This is a genomic window from Ralstonia sp. RL (assembly GCF_001683835.1).
GTDB classification, from domain to species: Bacteria; Pseudomonadota; Gammaproteobacteria; order Burkholderiales; family Burkholderiaceae; genus Ralstonia; species Ralstonia mannitolilytica.
Window position 1 is genome coordinate 25706 of sequence record NZ_LWRX01000059.1, and the last position, 21769, is coordinate 47474.

Sequence of the window (21769 nt, forward strand, 5' to 3'; positions counted from 1 at the left end):
TCACCCACCAATGGCATGCAACGCCGCCGCAGGCACGCGCTGCAACGCCTGCGCCAGATCGGCTATCAGATCGTCCGCGTCTTCCAGCCCGACGTGCAGGCGGAGCACGGCGCCGGCCCGGTTCCACTGCGCGTGGTCATCCAGACGCTCCGGTGCCACGACGGTGACGAGGCTTTCGTAGCCGCCCCACGATGCGCCAATGGCGAACAAGCGCAGCGCATCGGCTACGTGCTCGGCTGCCTGCACGTCGGCACCTTCGAGCACGAACGAAACCAGGCCGTTCGCGCCCTTGAAATCGCGCTTCCACAGCGCGTGGCCCGGGTCATCCGGCAGCGCGGGGTAATACACCCGGCCGACACCGGGCTGCGATTGCAGCCAGCGGGCGACGCGCGTGGCATTGTGCTGGTGCTGCGCCATGCGCACGGGCAGCGTACGCACGCCGCGCAGGGCGAGGTAGGCGTCGTCTGCCCCGATGGTGAGGCCGAGCACATCGTGCGCGGCTGCTATGCGTGCGGCCACGGCATCCGTGCGGGCGATGACCGCGCCCAGCATCACATCAGAATGCCCCGCCACGTACTTGGTGGCGGCCAGCACAGAAATATCCGCCCCTGCATCCAGCGGACGAAACAGGATGCCCGACGCCCAGGTGTTGTCCGTCGCCAGCACAATGTCATGGCGCCGCGCCACGCTCGCAATGGCGGGCAGGTCATAGATTTCGTACAGCAGTGACCCGGGCGATTCCGTATAGATCAGCCGCGTATGCGGCCGGATGGCCGCTTCGAGCTGTCCGTCAGCCAGGTCCACGTACGACAGCTCGATGCCAAGCCGCTGCAACAGCGCCGCATCGAGCCGTCGCACGGGGGCGTAGATGCTATCCGTCACGATGACGTGGTCGCCGGGCGAAAGCAGCGCGAGAAAGGTCAGCGAAATCGCTGACAGGCCGGAGGGCACCAGGAACGCGCGCACGCCGCCTTCAAGCGCCAGCAATGCGTCTTCCAGGGCGCGGTGCGTCTGTGAGCCATGGCGGCCGTAGCTTGCGACGTTCTCGCCGGCCTTGCGGCGCGCATGCACATCGTGCTGGGCCGCCGTGCTGGCATGGCGCACGGTGCTCGTGCGCTCGACAGGCACGTTGACAGGCGCGGTGCCATTCACAAACGGCGGACTGCCTGCGTGGACGATGCGGGTGGCCAGCGCTCCGGAGGCTTGGCGGACGTCGTGCGTCATTGGGCCTCCACTTCGTTGGCTTCGGATGCGGCACGCGCGTGCGCGGGCAAGCCGGGCTTGAAGGCGGCGCGTTCCAGCGCATCGAGTTGCGCCACGAGGCCGACTTCCCAGGCCAGGTAGCCGCGCGCCGCCTCGAGATTGCCGTCGTGGCGGTCGTGCACGAAGAAGAGGTAATCGATGCGCTCGGGGTCGGTCGGCATTGCGGGCGTGGCTTCGAGCGGATATCCGGCGGCGTGCCAGGCAGGGATGCCGCCATCCAGGCGCTGCACGGACGCGGCGCCGTGCTCGCGCACGTCCACCGCGGCCAGCGCGCTGACAGCGGGATCGTCATCGACGAGCACCACATGCACGCCACGCACACCAGCCAACTGGCGCCGTGTCGCCCAGCGTGCGCCGGGGATGTGGCCCGCGCGATAGGCCGCGCTGCTGCGCAGATCGAACACCTGCGTCTGCCCATGCGGGAGGCCATTGTGCAGCGCTGCGGCAGCGATGCCAGAGAGCGCGGGCGGCTGCCACGCCGCGTCGCTTTGCACGAGTGCGGCGGCATTCGCCTCGCTCAGGCCACCGTCGAGCACGACGGCATCGTGGCCCATCTGCCGCAGCCAGCTGACGATCACCGGCGCGCGGATGCCATCGTCGTCGAAGACGATCAGCCGAGCCCCGCGCACGCCAACGTATTGGTCCGTCGCCTGCAGCAGCTGGCCGCCCGGCGCATGCACCGCCCCTGGAAGGCTGCCGCGTGCAAACGCCTCGGCAGGGCGCACATCGAGCAGGAAGACCGTGCGCGCGTCGCGCTGCCGCTCGGCCCGGACATCGGCGGCGGTGACGCTGGGTACGGCAAACCGGCGCGACAGCTCGCTGACGGCTTCCTGCGCACGGCGGCGCGCAGGCACGTCGATCGTGTCGGGGTAGCGACGGTCTGCGCCGTGCTCGAGCGCGAGGCCATGCAGCTGCCAGCCCTGCGTACCGTTTTCCAGGGCATAGATCGGATTGCGCAGGCCGAGGTTGCGCAGCGTCTGCGCACCGATGATGCTGCGCGTGCGGCCCGCGCAATTGACGACGACGGGCGTGTCGTCATCCGGGATGAGCGCAGGCGCACGCAGCGCCAGTTCACCGTTCGGGCACGACACCGCACCGGGAATCGTCATGCGGCGGTATTCGGCGACGGTGCGCCCATCGAGCAAGATGTGCCGCTTGTGTTCACGTTGCCAGGCGGCGAGCTCGCCCGCCGTGATATGCGGCGTCTGGTAAGCCAGTTCCGCGAGCTCGCCGAACGTCTTGGACGGCACGTTGACACCCTGGAACAGCGCATCCCCCGCGGCCTGCCAAGCCGCATTGCCGCCTTCCAGCACGTGCACGCTGGTGTAACCGAGATCGGTCAGGCGCCGCGCAGCCAGTGTGGCGAGGGCGCCGCCATCGGCATCGGTCACGACGAGGCGCACGGCGCGCCGGGGTGCCAGCCGCACGGCTTCCACCTCCAGCCGGCTGTAGGGCACGGGCGTGGCCAGAAACAGGTGCCCTTCACCAAACTCGCCGGCTTCGCGCACGTCGAACAGCGCGATCTCGGCACCGTCATGCAACCAAGTCTTGAGCGTGGTGGCGTGGATGGATGGAACGGACATGCGGGCCTCGCGTGGATGCGTATTCTGCGGTTGCTGGAGGCAGCCATGGTAGGCACGCCGGCACGCACGCGAGAACGAAGCGATGCATCTATCCATATGCAGGATCATGCGTTGGTGGCGCCGGTTCAGCGTTCTACACTCCGGTGTCTTTCCTCTGACCTGATCTGCCATGAGCCTCGCCGAGCAACGCGACCACGCCATCCGTCAAACCCTCGTCGCCGTCCGTGCGATAGCAGCGCAGGACGGCATCACGCGCGCATCGCTTGCACGCATTGCAGAGCGGCTCCAGGAACTGGCCGCGCAGGAGTCGCTGTTTCCGTTCGACGCCTTTCCGCCGCCCCCTGCGGACGATGCCGATGCCTCCAGCCGCTACCTCCTGCATGAAGAGGCGGACAAGACTTTCGCGCTGTACCTGAACTCCATCAACCCCGGCAAGGCGACGCCACCGCACAACCACACCACATGGGCGGTGATCGTCGCGCTGGAAGGCGAAGAGCTGAACCGCGTCTACACGCGCACCGATGACGGCCGTGATCCGGAACGGGCCACGCTGAGCCTGGCGCGCGAGGTGGTGGTGCAGCCGGGCACGCCCATCACCTTCCTGGACGACGACATCCACAGCATCCACGTCGTCGGCAACACTCCGACCCGGCACTTCCACCTGTACGGCCGCGCCCTCGAAACACTCACGGGCCGCATCGGTTTCGATCTCGCCACCGGGCGTGTGCTGAACTACAACCGCAACTACATGAGCGCGACCAGGCAGGCAGCCTGAGCGCGGTCCGAGCTCCGTAGCGGTATTGAAGCCGCCGCTGACGCATTGGGTTTCGAGTGCCCGCATCGGCCCTCAACGCTGGCTACCCGTCGGCGGCGCCGGGTTCGCACACGCCCCCGCCGCAGTTCGACGTTGCGGTGTCTAACACCAGCATGCAGTACACCGCCGGGGCTACTGCAGGTGCGCTGCCCAGGCCATCTTCGGCACCCCATCGGCATGGTCCACCGGTGCTGAGCGCCCGGCCTGCCGGGCACGGTTTGCACACGCTGCACCTGTCTGCCTTCCATTCGGGCGCGTGAGCTTTGCCGCTATCATGATGCCCGCAACGCCATCGGACCGGCCCATGCCGACAGCCTCAGGCAGTGCGTTGCCGACCTTTCCCTTGCCACCCCGAATCCTGTTGCGAGCCATATGACTTCGCGCCAACGCCCCTCGCCGTCTGAGGATCCGGCCACCATGACCGCGTCCCGCCGCGTGTATCTGAGCCTGCGCGAGCGCATCGTCGAGATGGAACTGCTGCCGGGCACGCGCATCGTCGAGAAAGCGCTGGCGGAAGAGTTCGGCACCAGCCGCACGCCCGTTCACGAGGCTGTGCAGCGGCTCGCTGAAGAGGGGCTCATCGATGTCCAGGCGCGCGTCGGTACGTTCGTCTCGCGCATCCCGCTCAATACGCTCGAAGAAGCCATGCTCGTGCGTAGCGCGCTGGAGGCCGCCATCATCGAGAAGGCAGCCGAGCGCATGACGCCCGAGGGCATCCACAAGCTCAACGTCGTGCTCGAGCGCCAGGCCCAATGCGCGCGAGAAGGCAACCGCCGCGGTTTCTTCCGCACCGACGAAGCGTTTCACGCCACGCTGGCCGAGCTGTCGGGTTACCCCGGTGTGTGGCAGATCATCCTGGACGTCAAGACGCAGATCGACCGCTACCGGTTGCTGACGCTTCCGCTGGAAGGGCGCATGAGCGAGGTGCTCGCGGAGCACCGCGCCGTGATCGACGCGCTGGCCTCGAGCAACCCGAAGCAGGCCGTGCGCGCCATGCGCGAGCATCTGGACCGCGTGCTTCCCGTGCTTGAAATCACGCGCCGCCAGCGTCCGGAGTTCTTCACGGTCTAGCGCGGGTATGTGCCCGGCCCAATGGTCTGGGCCCGGCACCTCCGCTGTGGGGCGGGCACGCCACCAACCCCACGTTCAGATCGACAGGCAAAGCTTGCCGAAATGCTTGCCGGCGGCCTGATGCGCAAACGCCTCGCCAATGTCCGGCAGCGCGAACGTGCGGTCGATCACGGGCTTCATCCCCGTGGCCTCAATCGCGCGGACCATGTCGCGCTGCTGGCTGCGGCTGCCCACGATCAGGCCCTGCAGCGTCTGGTGGCGGCGCATCAGCTCGACCGTCGGCACCGGGCCGGCAATGCCGGTCAGCACCCCGATCAATGAGATGTGGCCCCCCGTGCGGCACGCCTGGATGGATTGCGCCAGCGTATCCGGCCCGCCGACTTCGATCACCTGATCGACGCCACGGCCGTTGGTGTATTCGAGCACCTTGGCGGCCCAGTCGGTATCGCGCCGATAGTTGATCGTGTGGTCTGCGCCGAGTGCGCGCACGCGCTCGAGCTTTTCATCCGACGACGACGTTGCGATCACGCTGGCGCCCATCAGCTTGGCAAACTGCAGCGCGAAGATCGACACGCCGCCCGTACCGAGCACCAGTACGGTGTCGCCCGCCTTCAGCCGCGCGTCGACGACCAGCGCCCGCCACGCGGTGAGCCCGGCGGTGGTCAGTGTGGCGGCTTCTGCGTGGGTGTAGCCGCGCGGGGCGTGGGTGAACCAGTGCGCGGGGCGGACGACGTATTCGCGTGCGTACCCGTCCACGCCGTCGCCGGGCACCGTCTGGAAATCGCTGATGGTGGGGCCGCCGTCCAGCCACGTCGGGAAGAACGTGGACACCACCGAATCGCCCACGGCAAATTCCTCGACGCCCTCGCCGACCGCCTCGACCACGCCGGCGCCGTCGGACATCGGGATGCGGCCGTCGGCGCTCGGCATCTTGCCGGTCACGACGCCCAGGTCGTGAAAGTTCAGGGAGCTGGCGTGCACACGCACGCGGATTTCTCCGGCGCGGGGCTGGCCTGGATCGGGCAAATCGACGTATTGAAGTTGGTCGAGGCCAGCGGGCTGGCGCAGGGTGATGCCTTTCATGGTGAAGGGTCCTCAGCAGAACGGTTGGCAGACGACAGCCTTGCAAACACTTGCGCAACGGCTGCGATGCAGGCATTGTCGTGGCGTACATCGAAGCTCGCAAGAACGCACAATTTTGACCAGTACTATCATTTTTGTAGGTATCAACTCATGCGTCTGAAACGTCTGGATGGCAAGAGCGGCTGCGCGGTCGAAGTCACCCTTTCCGTGATCGGTGGCGTGTGGAAGCCGGTGATCCTGTTTCACCTGCTGCCGGGAAAGAAGCGCTTCATGGAGCTGACGCGGCTCATCCCCAATGCCACGCAGCGCATGCTCACGCTGCAGTTGCGCGAACTGGAGGCCGACGGCGTGATCGAGCGGCACGTCTATCCGCAGGTGCCGCCCAAGGTGGAATACGCCCTGACGCCGCTCGGCGAATCGCTGGCGCCCGTGCTCATCAGCCTGCGGGAATGGGGCGAGTCCTATCGCGCCAACGAGCTGGGCGACGCGGCCCCGGCACCATGCGCCACCGGCTCCCCGGCCGCAACGGCCGCCGCCTTGCGGCAGTGACACCGCCCGCCATTTACATCTCGTTACACTTTTGACAACGGGACGTGTCGATTCCGGCCACCCTTCATTCGACGTGCAGGTAGGGGCGCGAAACGCTCGCGCCTCCTCCCGACCCAACCCCCAAGGAGAACCCCATGCGATTCATGGTCCTGCGAATGGCCGACAAGGACACCGAAGCCGGCGTGATGCCCAGCGAAGAACTGCTCAACGCCATGGGCAACTACATGGAAGAGCTCGCCAAGGCCGGCGTGCTGCTGGGCGGCGAAGGCCTGCACCCAAGTTCGCGCGGCGCGCGCGTGGAGTTCCGCGGCGGCAAGCCGACCGTCATCGACGGCCCGTTTGCCGAGGCCAAGGAGCTCATCGCCGGCTACACGATGCTGCAGGTGAAGTCGGAAGAAGAAGCGCTCGAATGGGTCAAGCGCTGGCCCGGGCTCGACGGCGGCGGCAATGTGCGCCTCGAAGTGCGGCGCGTTTTCGAGGCGGAAGATTTTGGTGCGGAGTTCACGCCGGAAGCGCGCGAGCGTGAAGAACGCCTGCGCGCGGAGCTCGCAGCGAAGCAGCCGTAAGCCCGTCCCGCATGCCGTCCATGGCCGACTCAACGCAGGCATCGCAGGCCATCCACCGCACCATCGAGGCGGTGTGGCGCATCGAGTCGGCCAGGATCATCGCCGGGCTCGCGCGGCTGCTGCGCGATGTGGGCCTGGCCGAAGAGCTGGCGCAGGATGCGCTCGTTGCCGCGCTCGAACAATGGCCGGCATCGGGCATTCCGGATAACCCGGCGGCGTGGCTCACGGCCACTGCCAAGCACCGCGCCATCGACCGGCTGCGCCATCACACGCTTGCCGAGCAGAAGCGTGCACTGCTCGCCATCGAGCTGGAGGTCGAGCAGGAACTGGCCCATGCCGATGCCGAAACCGCGCGCGACGAGGCCGTCGGCGACGACCTGCTGCGCCTGCTCTTCATCGCGTGCCATCCGGTGCTGCCGCACGAGGGTCGCGTGGCGCTCACGCTGCGCATGTTGGGCCGCCTGACAACCGATGAGATCGCCCGCGCCTTCCTGGTGCCGGAGCCCACCATCGCACAACGCATCGTGCGTGCGAAGAAGACGCTGTCCGCCGCGCGCGTGCCGTTCGAGCTGCCCGAGGCGGGCCAGTTGCCGGAGCGGCTTTCGGCCGTGCTGCAGGTCGTCTATCTCATCTTCAACGAAGGCTATGCCGCTACCGCCGGCGACGACTGGACGCGCCCCACCCTGTGCGAAGAAGCGCAGCGCCTGGGCCGCATCCTGGCCGGGCTCATGCCCAACGAGCCGGAAGTGCACGGCCTGCTGGCCTTGATGGAACTGCAGGCCTCGCGGCTGCGTGCACGCGTAGGACCGGGCGGCCGACCGATCCTGCTCATGGATCAGGACCGCAGCCGGTGGGACTACCTGCTCGTCCGGCGCGGCTTTGCGGCACTGGCCCAAGCGCAGGCGTGCGGCAAGGGGCTGGGGTCGTACGGCTTGCAGGCCGCCATCGCGGCATGCCATGCCAGCGCACGCACTGCCGACCAGACCGACTGGATGCGCATTGCCGCGCTGTACGATGCGCTCGCCCAGCTCACGCCGTCTCCGGTCGTGGAACTGAATCGCGCTGTGGCCGTCGCCATGGCCTATGGCCCAGCGGCAGGGCTCGAGATTGCCGATACGCTGCTGACGGAACCAGCCCTGCGCGGCTATCACCTGCTGCCCAGCGTGCGCGCAGATCTTCTTGCGCGTCTTGACCGGCTGGACGAGGCCCGCGCGGAGTACGAACGTGCCGCCGCCCTCGCCCGCAATGGGCAGGAGCGCGCGCTGCTGCTGGAGCGTGCGGCCCGCTGCGGCCGTATCGGTTGAGCGGTCGGCACGTCGCTTGCTCGGCAGGTTGAGTTTCGACAACGAGACGGCTGCGGAACCTCGGTTGCGCAAGGTCGTCCATCGTGCGTGAACCGTTCAACGTCGTCTCTCCTCAGCATCCAGGCGCTGCGGGGCTTTGCCGCCCTCTACGTGGTGGTATTCCACTCGGGCCTCGCCCTCGCCCATGCCGACATTCCTGCACTGGCGTGGCTCACCACGCACGTGATCAAGCGTGGGCATGTCGGCGTGGACGTGTTCTTCGTCATCAGCGGCTTCATCATCGCCTGGGTCGCCATCCTGGGCCCGAAGGGGCCCGAGCCGCCCGGCGAGTTCCTGGTGAAGCGGGCGTTCCGGCTTGTGCCGCCTTACTGGCTGATGTCGGTGCTCCACTCGACATGGCTGAACCCGGTCTCGACAGGCGTGTTGTTGACGTCACTGGCGTTCCTGCCCCAAGCCAACACGGACGCGCCGTATTTCGGCTATCCGGCGCTGTATGTCGGCTGGTCGCTTAACTACGAAGTCTTCTTCTACGCACTGTGCGCGGTGGGGCTGGCGCTGTTCGGCCGGCGCGCGCTTGCCGTCGTCGCGCTCGGGTTGTTCACGACCACGGTCATCATGCCGTTCTGGCACGACGGTCTCGTGCAACGCAACCCGGAAGCGCTGTATGACTGGGCCACGCCGCTGCAGGCCATGGCGGCCAACCCGCTGGTGCTCGAGTTCCTGCTCGGCGCGGGACTGGGGTGGCTGTATGCGGCGCATCGGCATCGGCTGACGCCCGCGCTGGCTCGTGTGCTGATGGTCTTGGGTGTGGCCACCTTCGTGCTGTCGGTGATCGGGCCCGTTCCCAAGTTCGACCTGGTTGGACGGGGACTCCCCGCCGGCGCGCTGCTCGTCGGCATGGTGGCAATGGAGCACTGCGGCACACTGCGCGTACCGCGCATGGCCGTCTGGCTTGGTGAGATTTCCTATGCGCTGTATCTCGTGCATCCAAGCGTCATCGAGTCCACGCACCGCGTGGTGGGCGTACTGGCACCGGAGTGGATCGGCACGCAGCTGATGCTCTTTGCCATCAATCTCGGCCTCACGGTGGCGCTGGCTGCGCTGCTGCATCGTTACGTCGAACAGCCGTCCATTGCGCTGGGCCGCCGCACGGTGGAATGGATGCGCGGCCGCCGCCAGGCGTGGCGCGCGCGCCTCGGCATGCAGAGGCCCTGAGCGGCGTCCTCAAGCTGCCGGCGCTTGCATCATCCGCCGTCGCGCAACTGGTTTCCCGCCCGCCTGCTGGAAGCGAACGACCCCGCCGTGGCGCCGTTCCGCCGCACGCTGCTGGCCACCCCGCGCGAGGGCATCCTCGGCGGCTGGGCGGCGGTGCGCGATGCCGACCTGCGCCGCACGATCACGCTGATCACGCATCCGACGCTCGTCATCGCGGGCCGGCACGACACGGTTACCTCCTTGCAGCATGGCGAGGAAATCGCGGCAGCCATCCCCGGCGCGCAACTGCGCGTGCTGGACACCGTCCACCTTGCCAACGTGGAACAGCCGGATGCCTTCCTGGAAGCCGTGCTGGATTTCCTCGCGGTGCAGGAAACGGTCTAATGCATCGACACGCGGCAACGCGCCCGGTTAACATGGCGGCCATCCAACCGATGTGCCGCCACACATGTCCCGCGTCAAGAACGAAGACGAATTCGAACTGCGCCGCGAAAGCGTGCTCGACACCGCCGCCGAGGCCTTCGCGGCCGACAGCTACCCGAGCGTGTCGATGAACCAGCTTGCCGCGGCGTGCGGCGGATCGAAGTCGCGCCTGTACCACTACTACGAGGGCAAGGAAGCGATCCTGTTCGATCTGCTCGATCGCTACACGCGCCGGCTGGTGGATCTCGTCGAACGCGCAAAGAGCGATGCGCGCCACGCCAAGCTGTCGGCGCGCGCCACGCTGCACCTGCTGGTGCGCACGTTCCTGGCCGAATACGCGACCTCGCGCACGCGGCACGTGGCCTTGCTCAACGATGTGAAATACCTCTCGCCCGAGCAGCGCGACATCGTGCTCTCACGCGAACGCGACGTCGTGGCCGCCGTGGGGCGGCAACTCGGCGCGGCGTACCCGGACAAGGTGGACGACGCCAACCGCACGCCCATCACCATGATGCTGTTCGGCATGATGAACTGGACGTTCACCTGGCTCAAACCCGACGGGCCGCTCTCCTACGAAGGCTATGCCGAGATGGTCATCGACATGCTCGAGAACGGCCTGGGCGGCAAGACGCGACCGTGAGCTTCAGAGCCGCAAGCAAACCGGCCATGGCGTCGTTGCGCCTCCCGCAGTAACGAGCACTCGGTACCGGTTGGACCGTCGGCGTCGGCACGCGTCACCGCGGCAGTGTTGTCTGCCGCGCCTAGCGCTCGTCGTAGCTGACCACCACACGCTGCGTCAGCGGCCGCGCCTGGCAGGTCAGCACAAAGCCCTGCTGGATTTCCCAGTCTTCCAGCGTGAAGTTCTTTTCCATCTCCACGCGCCCTTCGAGCACCTTGGCGCGGCACGTACAGCACACCCCGCCCTTGCAGGCATAAGGCAGATCGAGCCCCGCGCTCAACGCGCTGTCGAGTACCTTGGCGTCGCCCGCCATCGGCACCTCATGCGATTTGCCGTCGAGCACAACCGTCAATGCCACATCGCCCCCCACGGCGGCGTGCTTGCGCGGCTTGGCAGAAGCATCGCCCACCGGCACGCCAAAGCGCTCCGCATGCACGCGCTCGCGCGGCACGCCGCGCTCGAGCAGCGCGGCTTCCACCGCATCGATCATCGTTGACGGGCCGCAGATGAAGGCGGCATCGATGTCGTCCGGCGGGATCAGCGCATCGAGGAACGCATGCGTCTTGGCGCCATCGAGCCGGCCGTTGAACAGCGCAATCTCCTGCGCCTGGCGCGACAGCACGTGGTACAGCGCGAACCGATCGAGGTAGCGGTCTTTCAGGTCTTCCAGTGCCTCGCCAAAGATGATGCTGTCGACGCTGCGATTGCCGTAGACCAGCGTGAAGCGGCTTTGCGGCTCGGCAGCCAGCGTGGTCTTGATGAGCGAGAGGATCGGGGTGATGCCGCTGCCCGCTGCAAAGGCGACGTAGTGCCGCGCGTTCTCGGGAGCCAGCGGCACATAGAAGCGTCCATCGGGCGGCAGCACGTCGAGGCTCTGCCCCACACGGATGCGGTCGTGCAGATGGTTGGAGAACACACCCGCATCGACGCGCTTGACGGCCACGCGCAGCTCGCCGTGCTGGTCATAGTCCTGCACCGCGCAGCAGATCGAATACGAGCGGCGCAGCTCGTCCTGCCCCGGCAACTGCCCCGGCGGCACACGCAGCGTCAGAAACTGCCCTTGCTTGAACCGATAGGCGTCACGCAGAGGCTCCGGCACATCGAAGCGCACGGAGATCGTGTCGGCAGTCTCGCTGCGCACCTCGGCAACGCGCAGCGGGTGGAATTGCGGAGTCATGGCGGTCGCTCGGCTCAGTACGGCTTGAAGTAATCGAACGGCTCGCGGCAGGCGCGGCAGCGGTATAGCGCCTTGCACGCGGTCGAGCCGAAAGCGGACACGAGCACCGTGTCCTGCGATCCGCATTGCGGGCAGGGCACGTGCTCGGCGTGGGCCGGCCGTACGAGGTGGATGGCGCGCGCATCGCCCGCACCCGCCCAATGCATGGGCGGGGCGATCCCGAATTCGCGCAGCTTGCGCCGCCCTTGCGCGGTCATCCAGTCGGTGGTCCACGCCGGTGACAGGACCGAACGCACGCGATACGGGCCCACGTCCGCTGCCTGGAGCGCATGGCCGACGTCATCGGCAATCTGGTCCATCGCGGGGCACCCGGAATACGTGGGCGTGATCGTTGCGACCAACGTCCCGCTTTCGTCGACCTGCACATCGCGCAGGATGCCGAGTTCGGCGATCGTGATCACCGGGATTTCCGGGTCCGTCACGGCTTCCAAGGCGGCCCGCGCGCGGCGCAGCCGTGCGTCCATGTCAGCAGAAGCGCTCGGTTGCGCTACCACGATGCCCCCGGGAACTGGCGAGCGAGCCCTTGCATCTCGGCCAGCAGGTAGCCCATGTGTTCGGAATGCACTCCCTGCTTGCCCGTGCTGACGTACGGGCCGGACTCCGGCCACGCGAGCCTGGCCTCGTCCACTGCATCGCGCACCGTCGCCTCCCATGTGTCGCGCAGGTCGGCGGGCCGTACCCCGATGCCAGCGTCCGCTACGGCGTCCTCCACCGCGTCGGTGGCAAAGAACTCGTTGGTGTACGGCATCAGCCAGTCGAGCGCGGCCTGCGCGCGCGCATGCGATGTCTCGGTGCCGTCGCCAAAGCGCACGAGCCAGTCGCGCGTGTGGGCGAGGTGGTAGCGCATCTCCTTGACCGACTTGGCGGCAATCGCGGCCAGCTCGCTGTCGGACGACGCCGTAAGCGCCTGCCACATCGGTACCATCAGCGCGGCATACAGGAAGTGGCGGACGATCGTAACGGCATAGTCGCGCGCGGCCGACGACGTTGCCACCATCGGTCCGGCATGCGGCAGCTCGAGCAGCGTGTAGTTGCGAAAGGCCTGCTCGGCGCGCCAGTAGGCGTAGTCGTCTTCCGTGCGAGGCTGGCCGGTCAGCGCGCCTTCGAGCTGCCCCGCGTGCGTGTACAGCAGCCGCGCTTGGCCAATCAGGTCGAGGCTGAGGTTGGACAAGGCGATGTCTTCTTCCAGCACAGGCCCGTGACCCGTCCACTCCGCATTGCGCTGGCCAAGGATGAGCGCGTTGTCAGCAAGGCGAAGGATGTATTGCAGATGCGCGTCAGAACTCATCGCGCCGCTCACATGTGGTTGACTTCATCGGGCAGCCGATAGAACGTCGGATGCCGGTAGATCTTGTCGGCCATCGGGTCGAACAGCATCGGCTTGTCGTCAGGCTCGCTCGCGGTGATGGCAGACGACGGCACGACCCAGATCGAGATGCCTTCCTGCCGGCGCGTATACACATCGCGCGCCATCTGCAGCGCCTGCTTGGCGTCCACGGCATGCAGGCTCCCGCAGTGCTTGTGCTCCAGGCCCTGCTTGCTGCGGATGAACACTTCCCACAGCGGCCATTCGTGTTGATGCATGGTGTACTCCTCAGGCGGCTTGCTGGTTGGCGGCCGCGCGCTCGGCCTGCTTGCGTGCATAGGCGAGCGCGGCCTCTCGCACCCATTCGCCCTCTTCGTGTGCACGCCGGCGCGTGGCGAGGCGCTCGCGGTTGCATGGGCCGTGGCCGTCGAGCACGCGCTTGAATTCGGACCAGTCGAGCGGCGAAAAATCATAGTGGCCGCGCGCTTCATTCCATTTGAGCCCTGGGTCGGGCAGCGTCACGCCGAGCACGCGCGCCTGCTCGACCGTGGCATCGACGAAGCGCTGGCGCAGGTCGTCGTTCGAGATGCGCTTGATGCCCCAGGCCATCGTCTGCGCGCTGTTGGGCGAGGCGGTATCCGGCGGGCCGAACATCATCAGCACCGGGAACCACCAGCGGTTGACGGCCTCCTGCACCATGTCGCGCTGCGCCTGTGTGCCGCGCATCATCGTCAGCAGCGATTCAAAGCCCTGGCGCTGATGGAACGACTCCTCCTTGCAGATGCGGATCATCGCGCGCGCATAGGGGCCGTACGAGCAGCGGCACAGCGGTACCTGGTTCATGATCGCCGCGCCATCAACCAGCCAGCCGATCACGCCCACATCTGCCCATGACAGCGTCGGGTAATTGAAGATCGACGAGTATTTCGCGCGGCCCTCGTGCAGTGCGTCGATCATCTCGTCGCGCGAGCTGCCGAGCGTTTCCGCAGCGGAATAGAGATACAGGCCATGGCCCGCTTCATCCTGCACCTTGGCCAGCAGGATGGCCTTGCGCTTGAGCGACGGCGCGCGGCTGATCCAGTTGCCCTCGGGCAGCATGCCCACCACTTCCGAATGCGCGTGCTGCGAGATCTGCCGCAGCAGCGTCTTGCGGTATGGCGCAGGCATCCAGTCCTGCGGCTCGATTTTCTGGTCGGCGCCGATGCGCGCATCGAAGCGCGCCTGCAGCGCAGCCTCGTCCTGCGGCACGTTGGCCAGTTCCTGTTCGGTCGGCAGCCCGCCGGGCTGGTCCAGGCTTTGGGTGTACATGCGATCCTCCGGGCCGCGCGCGTGCCGGGCACACACCGGAACGCGGATGTGCACGACGCATCATCCGATGCCGCGCTGGGGCTGGATCGATTATAAACCGTCCGACCGGTCGGTCAATAACAGGTTTCACCGCATGCCTTGATACAGACATGCGGTGAACCTGTTTGTGCGGACGAAGACTAGATCGACGCGGCGGAAGAGGCCTCGCCGTGCGCGGCATGCGGCCGCGTGCGCACGAACGCGCCGGCCAATGCAGACGCCAGCACCGCCGCAATGGCGCCCAGCAGAAACGCGAGGTGATAGCCGCCATTGAGCGCCGTCGCCGCATCCGCGCCGGCCGCGGCCAACCCATCCGTGCGCCCTGCCGCCAGGCTCGCCAGGATGGCCAGGCCCAGTGCACCGCCCATCATGAACGACGTGTTGACCACGCCCGACGCCAGGCCCGATTCGTCGGGCGCAACATCGCTCATGGCGGCCAGCAGCACAGGGTTGAACGCGACGCCCGCACCCAGCCCCAGCAGCAGCATGCCGGGCAGCACATCGAGCACAAAGCTGCCGCCGGCCGGCGCGCGTGCAAACAGCACGAGGCCGACCGCCGCCACCAGCAGGCCGAGCGACAGCGGCGCACGGATCCCAAAGCGCATCACCAGCTTGGCCGACAGCCCCAGCGAGAACACCGCCATGATGACGTTGGCCGGCAGGAACGCCAGCCCGACCTGCATCGCGCTGTAGCCCAGCACGCGCTGCATGTACAGCGCCGAGATGAAGAACCACGCGAACATTGCAGCCGCCCACAGCACGCCCACCACATTGGCCGTGGCCACGTTGCGCAGTGCAAACATGTGCAGCGGCATGAGCGGATGCGACACCCGCGATTCGATGACCAGGAACGCGGCCATCAATGCCACGGCAATGCCCAGCTGCGTCAGCGTTTGCGTGGAAGTCCAGCCCGCTTCGTTGCCGTGCACCACCGCGTACACCGCCAGCATCAGCGATGCGGTCACGGTAATGGCGCCCGCCACGTCCAGCCTGGTGCGGTCAGCCAGCGGCCGGCCGGCCGGCAGGAGCGCCACGCACGCCGCGTAGACGGCCACGCCGATCGGCAGGTTCACCAGGAAGATCCAGTGCCAGCTCAGTGCACTCGTCAGCAGCCCGCCCAGCAGGACGCCGATGCTGCCGCCGCCGGCGCATACAAAACCGTAGATCCCCATCGCCTTGGCGCGATCTGCCGGCGAGGTGAACAGGTTCATGATGAGCGACAGCGACACCGCCGACACCACGGCCCCGCCCAGCCCTTGCACCGCGCGTGCCGTGATGAGCAGACCTTGCGAATTCGCCAGCCCGCATGCAGCCGAGGCCAGCGTGAACAACGTGATGCCGAGCAGGAACATCTTGCGATGGCCGAACAGGTCGCCCAGCCGGCCACCGAGCAGCAGGAAGCCGCCGAAGGTCAGCATATAGGCGTTGACGACCCACACCAGCGACGTTTCGGTAAAACCCAGATCCGCCCGGATGGACGGCAGTGCCACATTGACGATGGTCGTATCCAGCACGATCATCAGCACGCCCAGGCAGAGCACGATGAGAGCAAGCCAGCGTTTGCGTTCGTCGATGCCGTGCGTCATGAATGCACTCCTCGTTGCGATCGGGATGTCTCAAACAAAGAACGGCCACCTCGCGGCGGCCGTCTGCGGCAAGTGCGCAACGTTACATCGGCTTGGGCGCAATCACCATCCACGTGACGCCGAAGCGGTCGATGGCCATGCCGAATGCGTTGGCGAAAAACGTCTCGGCCATCGGCATCGTGACCTGGCCGCCGTCGCTGAGCGCCCGGAACGTGCGCTCGGCGGCGGCCGTGTCGGGCACGCTCACCGAAAGGCCGAAGCCCTTGAAATCGGCCTTGCCCGAAGCCATGCCGTCCGACGCCATCACGACGGTGTCGCCAACGCGGAAGGCCGCGTGCATGACCTTGTCGGCAGGCGGTGCAACGCCGCCGCACTGGTCGGCCTTGGCCTCGGCTCCCGGGGGCGCGTCCTTGAAACGCATCAGCATGTCGACCTTGGCATCGAGCGTCTTCTTGTAGAACTCGAGCGCTTCTTCACAACGGCCTTCGAAGAACAGATACGGTTGAACTTGCATCACAACTCCTTGGGTTAGTAGGGACCGCAAACCCGCGCATCGCATCGCGCGGTCAGCGGTTACATCTCAGTGAAGAACGTCATCCGTCGCGTGCTGGCCGGACACGGGCATCGGTACCGAGGCATGCTCGTGCACGACCCACCAGCGGCCGTCGATCTTGCGAAAGCACACCGTGGCGCGCGTCTGCGCATCGTGCTGCGTGCCATCGCGATAGCGCGCGCGCAAACGGTTCGTGCTAAAGCAATAGGCCAGATCACCACCCACCTCAAGATGCAACTCGATGAACTGGAAATCGGCCTTGTCCACCAGCGCATCAAACCAGCCCTGCCAGTTGCGGCGGTATGCCTGCGCGCCCTTTACGAACAGCGGCGGCATCACGTCAAACACGACCACATCGGGTGCGTAATGCCGCATCACGGCATCGATGTCCTTGTCGCGCACGGCGGCCGCCCACTCGCCGATCAGTGCACGCAGTTGCGCTTCATCGTCTGCCTGGCTTGTGGCATCCGTCATGTAGGCCTCCTGAACTTCTGCCGCATTCCAGGCTTGGAAAGGTGCACAACAGCGTCTAGGGTTGATTTGTGAACACTGTCCACAAACGATAGCAGACATAATGGACGGTGTCCACATCGAATTTTCGGAGATTGACTGCATGTCCCAGGAGCCACCCCGACCGCCCGCACGCACGACGTACCGCCATGGCGACCTGCGCCGGGCGCTGCTGGACGCCGGCATCGAACTCGCGCGTGCCGGCGGCCCCGAGGCCATCGTGCTGCGCGAAGCCACGCGCCGCGCCGGCGTGGTGCCGAATGCGGCGTACCGGCACTTTGCCGGGCGGATGGACCTGCTTCAGGCGGTGCGGGCCGCGGCGCTGGCGGCTCTGGCCCGCGCGATGGAAGCCGAACTCGACACCATCGACCCGAACTGGCCGCAAGACGTGCAGGCGCGCGCGTCGCTGCGTGCCATCGGCGTGGGATACCTGCGATTTGCGCAAATGGAGACGGGCCTGTTCCGCACCGCATTTGCCGTGCCGGATGAAGTGGAAAACGACGTGGATCCGGACAAGGCGGGCAACAGCGGCCTGAACCCGTTCCAGTTGCTCGGCAGGGCCCTGGACCGCATGACGGCAGCCGGCGTGTTGCCCGCCGAGCGCCGCCCGGGTGCGGAGTACCTCGCGTGGTCTGCCGTGCACGGCCTGGCGCTGCTCATCATCGACGGGCCGCTGCGCGGACGCCCGCCGGAGCAGACCGGCGCCATCGCACTGCGCGTGGTCGAGATGGTGGAAAACGGCCTGTAGAGCCTGCGGCCCCGGCGAGCGATGGAATAGTGCTTGCGCCTGGCGTGTTTACCATCAAGCCAGGCGACTTTGGAGAACCACCATGCAGATGCGATTGGGCAAATGGATTGGCGCGGCTGCGCTGGTGTTGAGCGCGTGTGCGGCGTTCACGCCGGTGCAGACGGCGCAGAAGATGATCGGCCAGCCGGAAAGTGCCGTGCGCGAGACCTTCGGCACGCCCACCGAGACCTACGCGCTCGCCGATGGAACGCACCGCTGGATCTATTCGAAACAACCCATGGGCCACGAAGTCTATGCGGCCGACTTCGATGCCGGCGGCAGGCTCACGCGCTTTCGCCAGATGCTGACGGAGAAGGAAATCTTCGAAGCCCGCCCCGGCACGTGGACCAAGCGCGACGTGCTCGAGCGTTTCGGCACGCCGCGCGAGCCCACGCAGTATTACCCGCTCATGAGGCGCGAAGCGTGGTCATACCGGATGCTCACCAACGGCTATCAGCAGGCGCACTTCAGCGCCTACTTTGACGACAACGGCGTGCTCGATCGCACCATGATCATCGTCGACCCGCTTGGCGGCGACCATGATGCGCGCAGCAAATAGACGTCAGCCCAGCGCCGAAGCAATTGCCTGCGCGAGCTCGTTGGCCTCGAACTTGGCGACGTAGCCGTTGGCGCCAACGCGGCGCACGTGGTCTTCATTCGCCGAGCCCGACAGCGAGGAGTGGATCACCACCGGGATCGACTGGAACGCCGGCTCGGATTTGATCTTGCGCGTGAGCGTGAAACCGTCCATCTCGGGCATCTCGAGATCGGTCAGCACGAGGGCGATCTTGTCGCGTACGGTCTTGCCTTCGCGGGCGGCATCGCGCGCGATGTTCTGCAGCGTGTCCCACGCCTCCTGCCCGCTCTTGGTCATCACATACGGCGCGCCCATCGCCTCGAGGCCGTTGGCGATCAGCGAACGCGCAAGGCCCGAGTCATCGGCCACGAGCAGCTTCGCACCCGCCGGAAGCCTGATCGGACGCTCGTCGTTGTCGGGCGCGAGGTCGGTACGGCGGGTCGGGAACACGTCCACCAGGATCTGTTCGACGTCGATGACCTGCGCGAGGCGCGAGTTGTCGGCGCTGCCATCCAGTCGGGCAAGGCTGGTGATGTTGCTGCTGCCCACGCTCGCCTCGGCCGGAAAGATCTGGCTCCATTCCAGGCGCACGATCTCGTCCACCTCTTCCACGGCAAAGCCCTGCGTGGAGCGCGCGTATTCGGTAATCAAGAGGATGTTGGCGTTGCCGTTGCGGGTGCCGATCACGCTGGCGAGGTCAATGACCGGGATGATCTGGCCGCGCACGTTCACGGCGCCGAGGATGTGCGCGCCGGCGTCCGCCACGTGCGTCACGGGCGGCATGACCATGATCTCGCGCACCTTGAACACGTTGATACCGAACAACTCGCGCTGGTTCGAGCGCGCAGACTCGCCCAGGCGGAACAGCAACAGCTCGAAGCGGTTGTTGTTGGTCAGATTGGTCCGTTCATCGACTTCGTGCTGCGAATGCTGTGACATCGCGTCTCCCCCCGTTCAAGCACACATATGTGAGCGGTAAACGGCAGGGCGCCGCGCAACTTGAAGGGATTTGCGAATCCCGCCGCGCTGCCCTTCCAGCGTGGGGAGGCCGCCGCCTAGGCAACCTTCACGTGCGTGACCAGAAAGTCGAGGAATGCACGCACGCGCGCCGGCAAATGCGCGCCCTGGCCGACATAGACGGCGTGGATGTCCTCCGTCTCGCCGGGGTTGTAGTCCTCCAGCACGGGCACCAGCCGGCCGGCATCGAGATCGGCGCGCACCTGGAACTCCGCCAGCCGCGCAAGGCCCAGGCCCGCCACGGCCACCGCGCGCAGCGCCTCGCCGTCGCTGATCTGTGCATTGCCCTGCGGCATGATTTCGGTGCGGCGGCCGCGCTTGAGGAAGGGCCAGCCGTTGACCGCCCGCACGTAGCTGAACGCCAGGCAATTGTGGTGGGCGAGATCCGCCGGCGTGCGCGGCGTACCGGCACGCGCGAGGTACGCCGGCGAGGCCACCACGAGCAGGCGCGTCTGGCCCAGCTTGCGCGCCACCAGCCGGGAGTTCTTCAGCGGGCCGCTGCGCAACGCCACGTCGGTGCGGTCTTCCAGCAGGTCGACCACGCGGTCGGTCAGGGCAATGTCGAGCGACACCTGTGGATGGCACGCCAGGAAGGCCGGCACGATCGGCAGCAGCAAATGCGTGCCGACCGGCACATTCGCGTTGATCCGCAAACGCCCCGAAGGCTGCGCCCCGGCGGATGCTGCGCGCTCGGCCTCGTCGAGATCGGCCAGCACCGCCACGCTGCGCTCATAGAACGCGGCGCCCTCGGGCGTGAGCTGAAAGCGCCGCGTCGAGCGGTTCACGAGTCGCGCGCCCAGCCGGGCTTCCAGCCGCGCGACCAGCTTGCTCACCGCCGACGGCGTCATCCGGCACGCCCGCGCCGCCGCCGAGAAACCGCCCTGCTCCACCACCCGCACGAAGACTTCCATCTCGCCGAAGCGATTGACATCGAGCCGCGCCATTGTGATTTGAATTCATAGATGTTGTTCTTGCAGGCAGTCTATCGCACAGGCTGCCGCTTCGACATACTGGCCTCCGTTCCGCCACTGCGGCCCGTTTCCCGCGTGGCCCTCGGCGTTTGGAGATTACGGATCATGCCCGTCGCTTTACTTGCCCTGACAGCCGGTGCATTCGGCATCGGCGTCACCGAATTCGTCTTGATGGGGCTGCTGCTCGAAGTCGGCACAGACCTGCACGTGACCGTCGCCCAGGCGGGGCTGCTGATTTCCGGCTACGCGTTCGGCGTGGTGCTCGGCGCGCCGGTGTTGACCGCGCTGACGGCGCGCTGGCCACGCAAGGCCGTGCTGGTCGGGCTGATGGTCATTTTCACGATCGGCAACGCGGCGTGCGCGCTGGCGCCCGGCTACGCCCTGCTGATGGCCGCACGCGTGTTGACGGCCTTTGCGCACGGCACCTTCTTCGGCGTCGGGTCGGTGGTGGCCACGGGCCTCGTGCCGCCCAACCGCCGCGCCTCGGCCATCGCCATCATGTTCACGGGGCTGACGGTCGCCTCCATCCTCGGTGTGCCGCTCGGCACGTGGCTTGGCCAGGCGTACGGCTGGCGCGCTACGTTCTGGGCGATTGTGGTCATCGGCGTGGTCGCGCTGGGCGTCATCGCCCGCTTCGTGCCGCACGAAGCTGCGCCGGCCGACGCGGGAGACTGGCGTCAGGACATACGCGTGCTGATGCGCGGCCCCGTGCTGCTTGGCCTCCTCACAACCGTGCTCGGCTATGCGGGCGTGCTTGCGGTGTTCACGTACATCGCGCCGCTCATCACGGAAGTGACGGGCTACACAAGCGCGGCGGTCTCACCGGTGATGCTCGTGTTCGGCGGCGGGCTCATCGTCGGCAACCTCGTCGGCGGACGGCTCGCCGACCGCCACCTGCGCGGCACGCTCATCGGCACGCTGGTGGCGCTGGCCGTGACGCTTGCCCTGATGACGTTTGCCGTGCACGACAAGGTGTGGGTCGTGGTGTTCGTGGCACTGCTGGGCGCGGTGGCGTTCTCGACCGTGCCGCCGCTGCAGATGTGGGTGCTGGAGAAAGCGCACGGTGCGGGCCAGAGCATCGCGTCGAGCTTCAACATTGCCGCGTTCAACCTCGGCAATGCGCTAGGCGCGTGGGCGGGCGGCGTGGTCATCTCGCATGGCCCCGGGCTGACGGCGCTGCCGTGGGTGGCCGCCCTCGCTCCTGTGAGTGCGCTCGCGCTCATCCTCATCGGGCTGCGCCTGCATGGCTCTGGAGAAACGACCGCGCAGTGTCCGCAGGGCGCCTGATCCGACGTCTCCCCCTTCGTTTCAACCCATACGCAATATCA

The 21769-nt window shown here is 66.9% G+C and carries 24 protein-coding genes; 11 read left to right on the top strand and 13 right to left on the bottom strand.

From position 1 onward, the window contains the following. Both metC and A6M56_RS06385 read right to left on the bottom strand, forming a co-directional pair. On the bottom strand, positions 1-1224 hold the full coding sequence (gene metC / locus A6M56_RS06380; protein WP_102079301.1) for a cystathionine beta-lyase: 1224 nt from the start codon (positions 1222-1224) through the stop codon (positions 1-3). Beyond that, complete coding sequence (locus A6M56_RS06385) at positions 1221-2846, bottom strand: rhodanese-like domain-containing protein (protein WP_286757917.1); 1626 nt, start codon at positions 2844-2846, stop codon at positions 1221-1223. Before A6M56_RS06385 ends, metC begins: the two co-directional genes overlap by 4 nt. A gap of 169 nt (positions 2847-3015) precedes the next feature. Here A6M56_RS06385 and A6M56_RS06390 point away from each other — a divergent pair, with 169 nt between their 5' ends. Both A6M56_RS06390 and A6M56_RS06395 read left to right on the top strand, forming a co-directional pair. After that, the gene (locus A6M56_RS06390; protein ID WP_102079299.1) at positions 3016-3621 is read left to right on the top strand and encodes a cysteine dioxygenase family protein; all 606 of its coding nucleotides are present in this window, start codon (positions 3016-3018) and stop codon (positions 3619-3621) included. A 456-nt stretch (positions 3622-4077) separates the two neighbouring features. After that, a complete protein-coding gene (locus A6M56_RS06395) occupies positions 4078-4731 on the top strand; it encodes a GntR family transcriptional regulator (RefSeq protein ID WP_045220266.1) in 654 nt (217 codons plus the stop codon). A gap of 75 nt (positions 4732-4806) precedes the next feature. On the opposite strand, the gene A6M56_RS06400 is transcribed toward A6M56_RS06395, so the two are convergent. After that, entirely contained in the window at positions 4807-5814 is a 1008-nt protein-coding gene (locus A6M56_RS06400) for a zinc-dependent alcohol dehydrogenase family protein (RefSeq protein WP_045218479.1), read from the bottom strand. A 150-nt stretch (positions 5815-5964) separates the two neighbouring features. Between A6M56_RS06400 and A6M56_RS06405 the strand changes: the two genes are divergently transcribed. The 6 genes from A6M56_RS06405 to A6M56_RS06430 all read left to right on the top strand — a co-directional run bounded on the left by A6M56_RS06405 (position 5965) and on the right by A6M56_RS06430 (position 10511). After that, the gene (locus A6M56_RS06405) at positions 5965-6363 is read left to right on the top strand and encodes a winged helix-turn-helix transcriptional regulator (protein ID WP_045218481.1); all 399 of its coding nucleotides are present in this window, start codon (positions 5965-5967) and stop codon (positions 6361-6363) included. Between the two features lie 134 nt (positions 6364-6497). After that, entirely contained in the window at positions 6498-6929 is a 432-nt protein-coding gene (locus tag A6M56_RS06410) for a YciI family protein (RefSeq protein WP_045218482.1), read from the top strand. A 20-nt stretch (positions 6930-6949) separates the two neighbouring features. Then, positions 6950-8233: an RNA polymerase sigma factor gene (locus A6M56_RS06415; protein WP_102079466.1), complete on the top strand. Its 1284-nt coding sequence runs from the start codon at positions 6950-6952 to the stop codon at positions 8231-8233. A gap of 87 nt (positions 8234-8320) precedes the next feature. After that, complete coding sequence (locus A6M56_RS06420) at positions 8321-9448, top strand: acyltransferase family protein (RefSeq protein WP_102079298.1); 1128 nt, start codon at positions 8321-8323, stop codon at positions 9446-9448. A gap of 24 nt (positions 9449-9472) precedes the next feature. After that, on the top strand, positions 9473-9832 hold the full coding sequence (locus A6M56_RS06425; protein ID WP_373271720.1) for an alpha/beta hydrolase: 360 nt from the start codon (positions 9473-9475) through the stop codon (positions 9830-9832). A 64-nt stretch (positions 9833-9896) separates the two neighbouring features. Beyond that, positions 9897-10511: a TetR/AcrR family transcriptional regulator gene (locus A6M56_RS06430; protein WP_102079297.1), complete on the top strand. Its 615-nt coding sequence runs from the start codon at positions 9897-9899 to the stop codon at positions 10509-10511. Positions 10512-10632: 121 nt separating this feature from the next. Here the strand turns inward: A6M56_RS06430 and paaE are convergent, their stop codons facing one another. The 8 genes from paaE to A6M56_RS06470 form a co-directional block, all read right to left on the bottom strand. Next, complete coding sequence (paaE, locus tag A6M56_RS06435; RefSeq protein WP_045218489.1) at positions 10633-11727, bottom strand: 1,2-phenylacetyl-CoA epoxidase subunit PaaE; 1095 nt, start codon at positions 11725-11727, stop codon at positions 10633-10635. 14 nt (positions 11728-11741) lie between these two features. Continuing rightward, the gene (paaD, locus tag A6M56_RS06440) at positions 11742-12251 is read right to left on the bottom strand and encodes a 1,2-phenylacetyl-CoA epoxidase subunit PaaD (RefSeq protein WP_102079296.1); all 510 of its coding nucleotides are present in this window, start codon (positions 12249-12251) and stop codon (positions 11742-11744) included. Positions 12252-12274: 23 nt separating this feature from the next. Further along, a complete protein-coding gene (gene paaC / locus A6M56_RS06445) occupies positions 12275-13075 on the bottom strand; it encodes a 1,2-phenylacetyl-CoA epoxidase subunit PaaC (RefSeq protein WP_045218494.1) in 801 nt (266 codons plus the stop codon). Between the two features lie 8 nt (positions 13076-13083). Next, a complete protein-coding gene (gene paaB, locus A6M56_RS06450) occupies positions 13084-13371 on the bottom strand; it encodes a 1,2-phenylacetyl-CoA epoxidase subunit PaaB (RefSeq protein ID WP_045218496.1) in 288 nt (95 codons plus the stop codon). A 10-nt stretch (positions 13372-13381) separates the two neighbouring features. Beyond that, a complete protein-coding gene (paaA, locus tag A6M56_RS06455) occupies positions 13382-14401 on the bottom strand; it encodes a 1,2-phenylacetyl-CoA epoxidase subunit PaaA (RefSeq protein WP_045218499.1) in 1020 nt (339 codons plus the stop codon). 179 nt (positions 14402-14580) lie between these two features. Then, on the bottom strand, positions 14581-16026 hold the full coding sequence (locus A6M56_RS06460) for a DHA2 family efflux MFS transporter permease subunit (RefSeq protein ID WP_286757920.1): 1446 nt from the start codon (positions 16024-16026) through the stop codon (positions 14581-14583). An 82-nt stretch (positions 16027-16108) separates the two neighbouring features. Further along, complete coding sequence (locus tag A6M56_RS06465; RefSeq protein ID WP_286757921.1) at positions 16109-16540, bottom strand: VOC family protein; 432 nt, start codon at positions 16538-16540, stop codon at positions 16109-16111. A 66-nt stretch (positions 16541-16606) separates the two neighbouring features. Continuing rightward, positions 16607-17053 carry a YybH family protein gene (locus A6M56_RS06470; protein ID WP_045218504.1) on the bottom strand — a complete coding sequence of 149 codons (447 nt, stop codon included), beginning with the start codon at positions 17051-17053 and terminating at the stop codon, positions 16607-16609. Between the two features lie 139 nt (positions 17054-17192). Between A6M56_RS06470 and A6M56_RS06475 the strand changes: the two genes are divergently transcribed. Both A6M56_RS06475 and A6M56_RS06480 read left to right on the top strand, forming a co-directional pair. After that, on the top strand, positions 17193-17837 hold the full coding sequence (locus A6M56_RS06475) for a TetR/AcrR family transcriptional regulator (protein WP_045220270.1): 645 nt from the start codon (positions 17193-17195) through the stop codon (positions 17835-17837). A gap of 82 nt (positions 17838-17919) precedes the next feature. Beyond that, positions 17920-18435, top strand: a complete 516-nt coding sequence (locus tag A6M56_RS06480; protein ID WP_062738149.1) for a hypothetical protein — start codon at positions 17920-17922, stop codon at positions 18433-18435. Between the two features lie 3 nt (positions 18436-18438). Here the strand turns inward: A6M56_RS06480 and A6M56_RS06485 are convergent, their stop codons facing one another. Then, positions 18439-19392: a chemotaxis protein gene (locus tag A6M56_RS06485; protein WP_045218507.1), complete on the bottom strand. Its 954-nt coding sequence runs from the start codon at positions 19390-19392 to the stop codon at positions 18439-18441. A gap of 116 nt (positions 19393-19508) precedes the next feature. Next, positions 19509-20414, bottom strand: a complete 906-nt coding sequence (locus A6M56_RS06490; RefSeq protein ID WP_062738148.1) for a LysR family transcriptional regulator — start codon at positions 20412-20414, stop codon at positions 19509-19511. Between the two features lie 132 nt (positions 20415-20546). On the opposite strand from A6M56_RS06490, the gene A6M56_RS06495 reads away from it, so the two are divergent. Further along, positions 20547-21728, top strand: a complete 1182-nt coding sequence (locus tag A6M56_RS06495) for an MFS transporter (RefSeq protein WP_102079295.1) — start codon at positions 20547-20549, stop codon at positions 21726-21728. Positions 21729-21769: the final 41 nt, after the last annotated feature.

What these genes read in the sequence shown, in the direction of transcription:
- metC (WP_102079301.1), bottom strand. Translation starts at nt 1,224, where the DNA reads ATGACGCACGACGTCCGCCAAGCCTCCGGAGCGCTGGCCACCCGCATC.
- A6M56_RS06385 (WP_286757917.1), bottom strand. Translation starts at nt 2,846, where the DNA reads ATGTCCGTTCCATCCATCCACGCCACCACGCTCAAGACTTGGTTGCAT.
- A6M56_RS06390 (WP_102079299.1), top strand. Translation starts at nt 3,016, where the DNA reads ATGAGCCTCGCCGAGCAACGCGACCACGCCATCCGTCAAACCCTCGTC.
- A6M56_RS06395 (WP_045220266.1), top strand. Translation starts at nt 4,078, where the DNA reads ATGACCGCGTCCCGCCGCGTGTATCTGAGCCTGCGCGAGCGCATCGTC.
- A6M56_RS06400 (WP_045218479.1), bottom strand. Translation starts at nt 5,814, where the DNA reads ATGAAAGGCATCACCCTGCGCCAGCCCGCTGGCCTCGACCAACTTCAA.
- A6M56_RS06405 (WP_045218481.1), top strand. Translation starts at nt 5,965, where the DNA reads ATGCGTCTGAAACGTCTGGATGGCAAGAGCGGCTGCGCGGTCGAAGTC.
- A6M56_RS06410 (WP_045218482.1), top strand. Translation starts at nt 6,498, where the DNA reads ATGCGATTCATGGTCCTGCGAATGGCCGACAAGGACACCGAAGCCGGC.
- A6M56_RS06415 (WP_102079466.1), top strand. Translation starts at nt 6,950, where the DNA reads ATGGCCGACTCAACGCAGGCATCGCAGGCCATCCACCGCACCATCGAG.
- A6M56_RS06430 (WP_102079297.1), top strand. Translation starts at nt 9,897, where the DNA reads ATGTCCCGCGTCAAGAACGAAGACGAATTCGAACTGCGCCGCGAAAGC.
- paaE (WP_045218489.1), bottom strand. Translation starts at nt 11,727, where the DNA reads ATGACTCCGCAATTCCACCCGCTGCGCGTTGCCGAGGTGCGCAGCGAG.
- paaD (WP_102079296.1), bottom strand. Translation starts at nt 12,251, where the DNA reads ATGGACGCACGGCTGCGCCGCGCGCGGGCCGCCTTGGAAGCCGTGACG.
- paaC (WP_045218494.1), bottom strand. Translation starts at nt 13,075, where the DNA reads ATGAGTTCTGACGCGCATCTGCAATACATCCTTCGCCTTGCTGACAAC.
- paaB (WP_045218496.1), bottom strand. Translation starts at nt 13,371, where the DNA reads ATGCATCAACACGAATGGCCGCTGTGGGAAGTGTTCATCCGCAGCAAG.
- paaA (WP_045218499.1), bottom strand. Translation starts at nt 14,401, where the DNA reads ATGTACACCCAAAGCCTGGACCAGCCCGGCGGGCTGCCGACCGAACAG.
- A6M56_RS06460 (WP_286757920.1), bottom strand. Translation starts at nt 16,026, where the DNA reads ATGACGCACGGCATCGACGAACGCAAACGCTGGCTTGCTCTCATCGTG.
- A6M56_RS06465 (WP_286757921.1), bottom strand. Translation starts at nt 16,540, where the DNA reads ATGCAAGTTCAACCGTATCTGTTCTTCGAAGGCCGTTGTGAAGAAGCG.
- A6M56_RS06470 (WP_045218504.1), bottom strand. Translation starts at nt 17,053, where the DNA reads ATGACGGATGCCACAAGCCAGGCAGACGATGAAGCGCAACTGCGTGCA.
- A6M56_RS06475 (WP_045220270.1), top strand. Translation starts at nt 17,193, where the DNA reads ATGTCCCAGGAGCCACCCCGACCGCCCGCACGCACGACGTACCGCCAT.
- A6M56_RS06480 (WP_062738149.1), top strand. Translation starts at nt 17,920, where the DNA reads ATGCAGATGCGATTGGGCAAATGGATTGGCGCGGCTGCGCTGGTGTTG.
- A6M56_RS06485 (WP_045218507.1), bottom strand. Translation starts at nt 19,392, where the DNA reads ATGTCACAGCATTCGCAGCACGAAGTCGATGAACGGACCAATCTGACC.
- A6M56_RS06490 (WP_062738148.1), bottom strand. Translation starts at nt 20,414, where the DNA reads ATGGCGCGGCTCGATGTCAATCGCTTCGGCGAGATGGAAGTCTTCGTG.
- A6M56_RS06495 (WP_102079295.1), top strand. Translation starts at nt 20,547, where the DNA reads ATGCCCGTCGCTTTACTTGCCCTGACAGCCGGTGCATTCGGCATCGGC.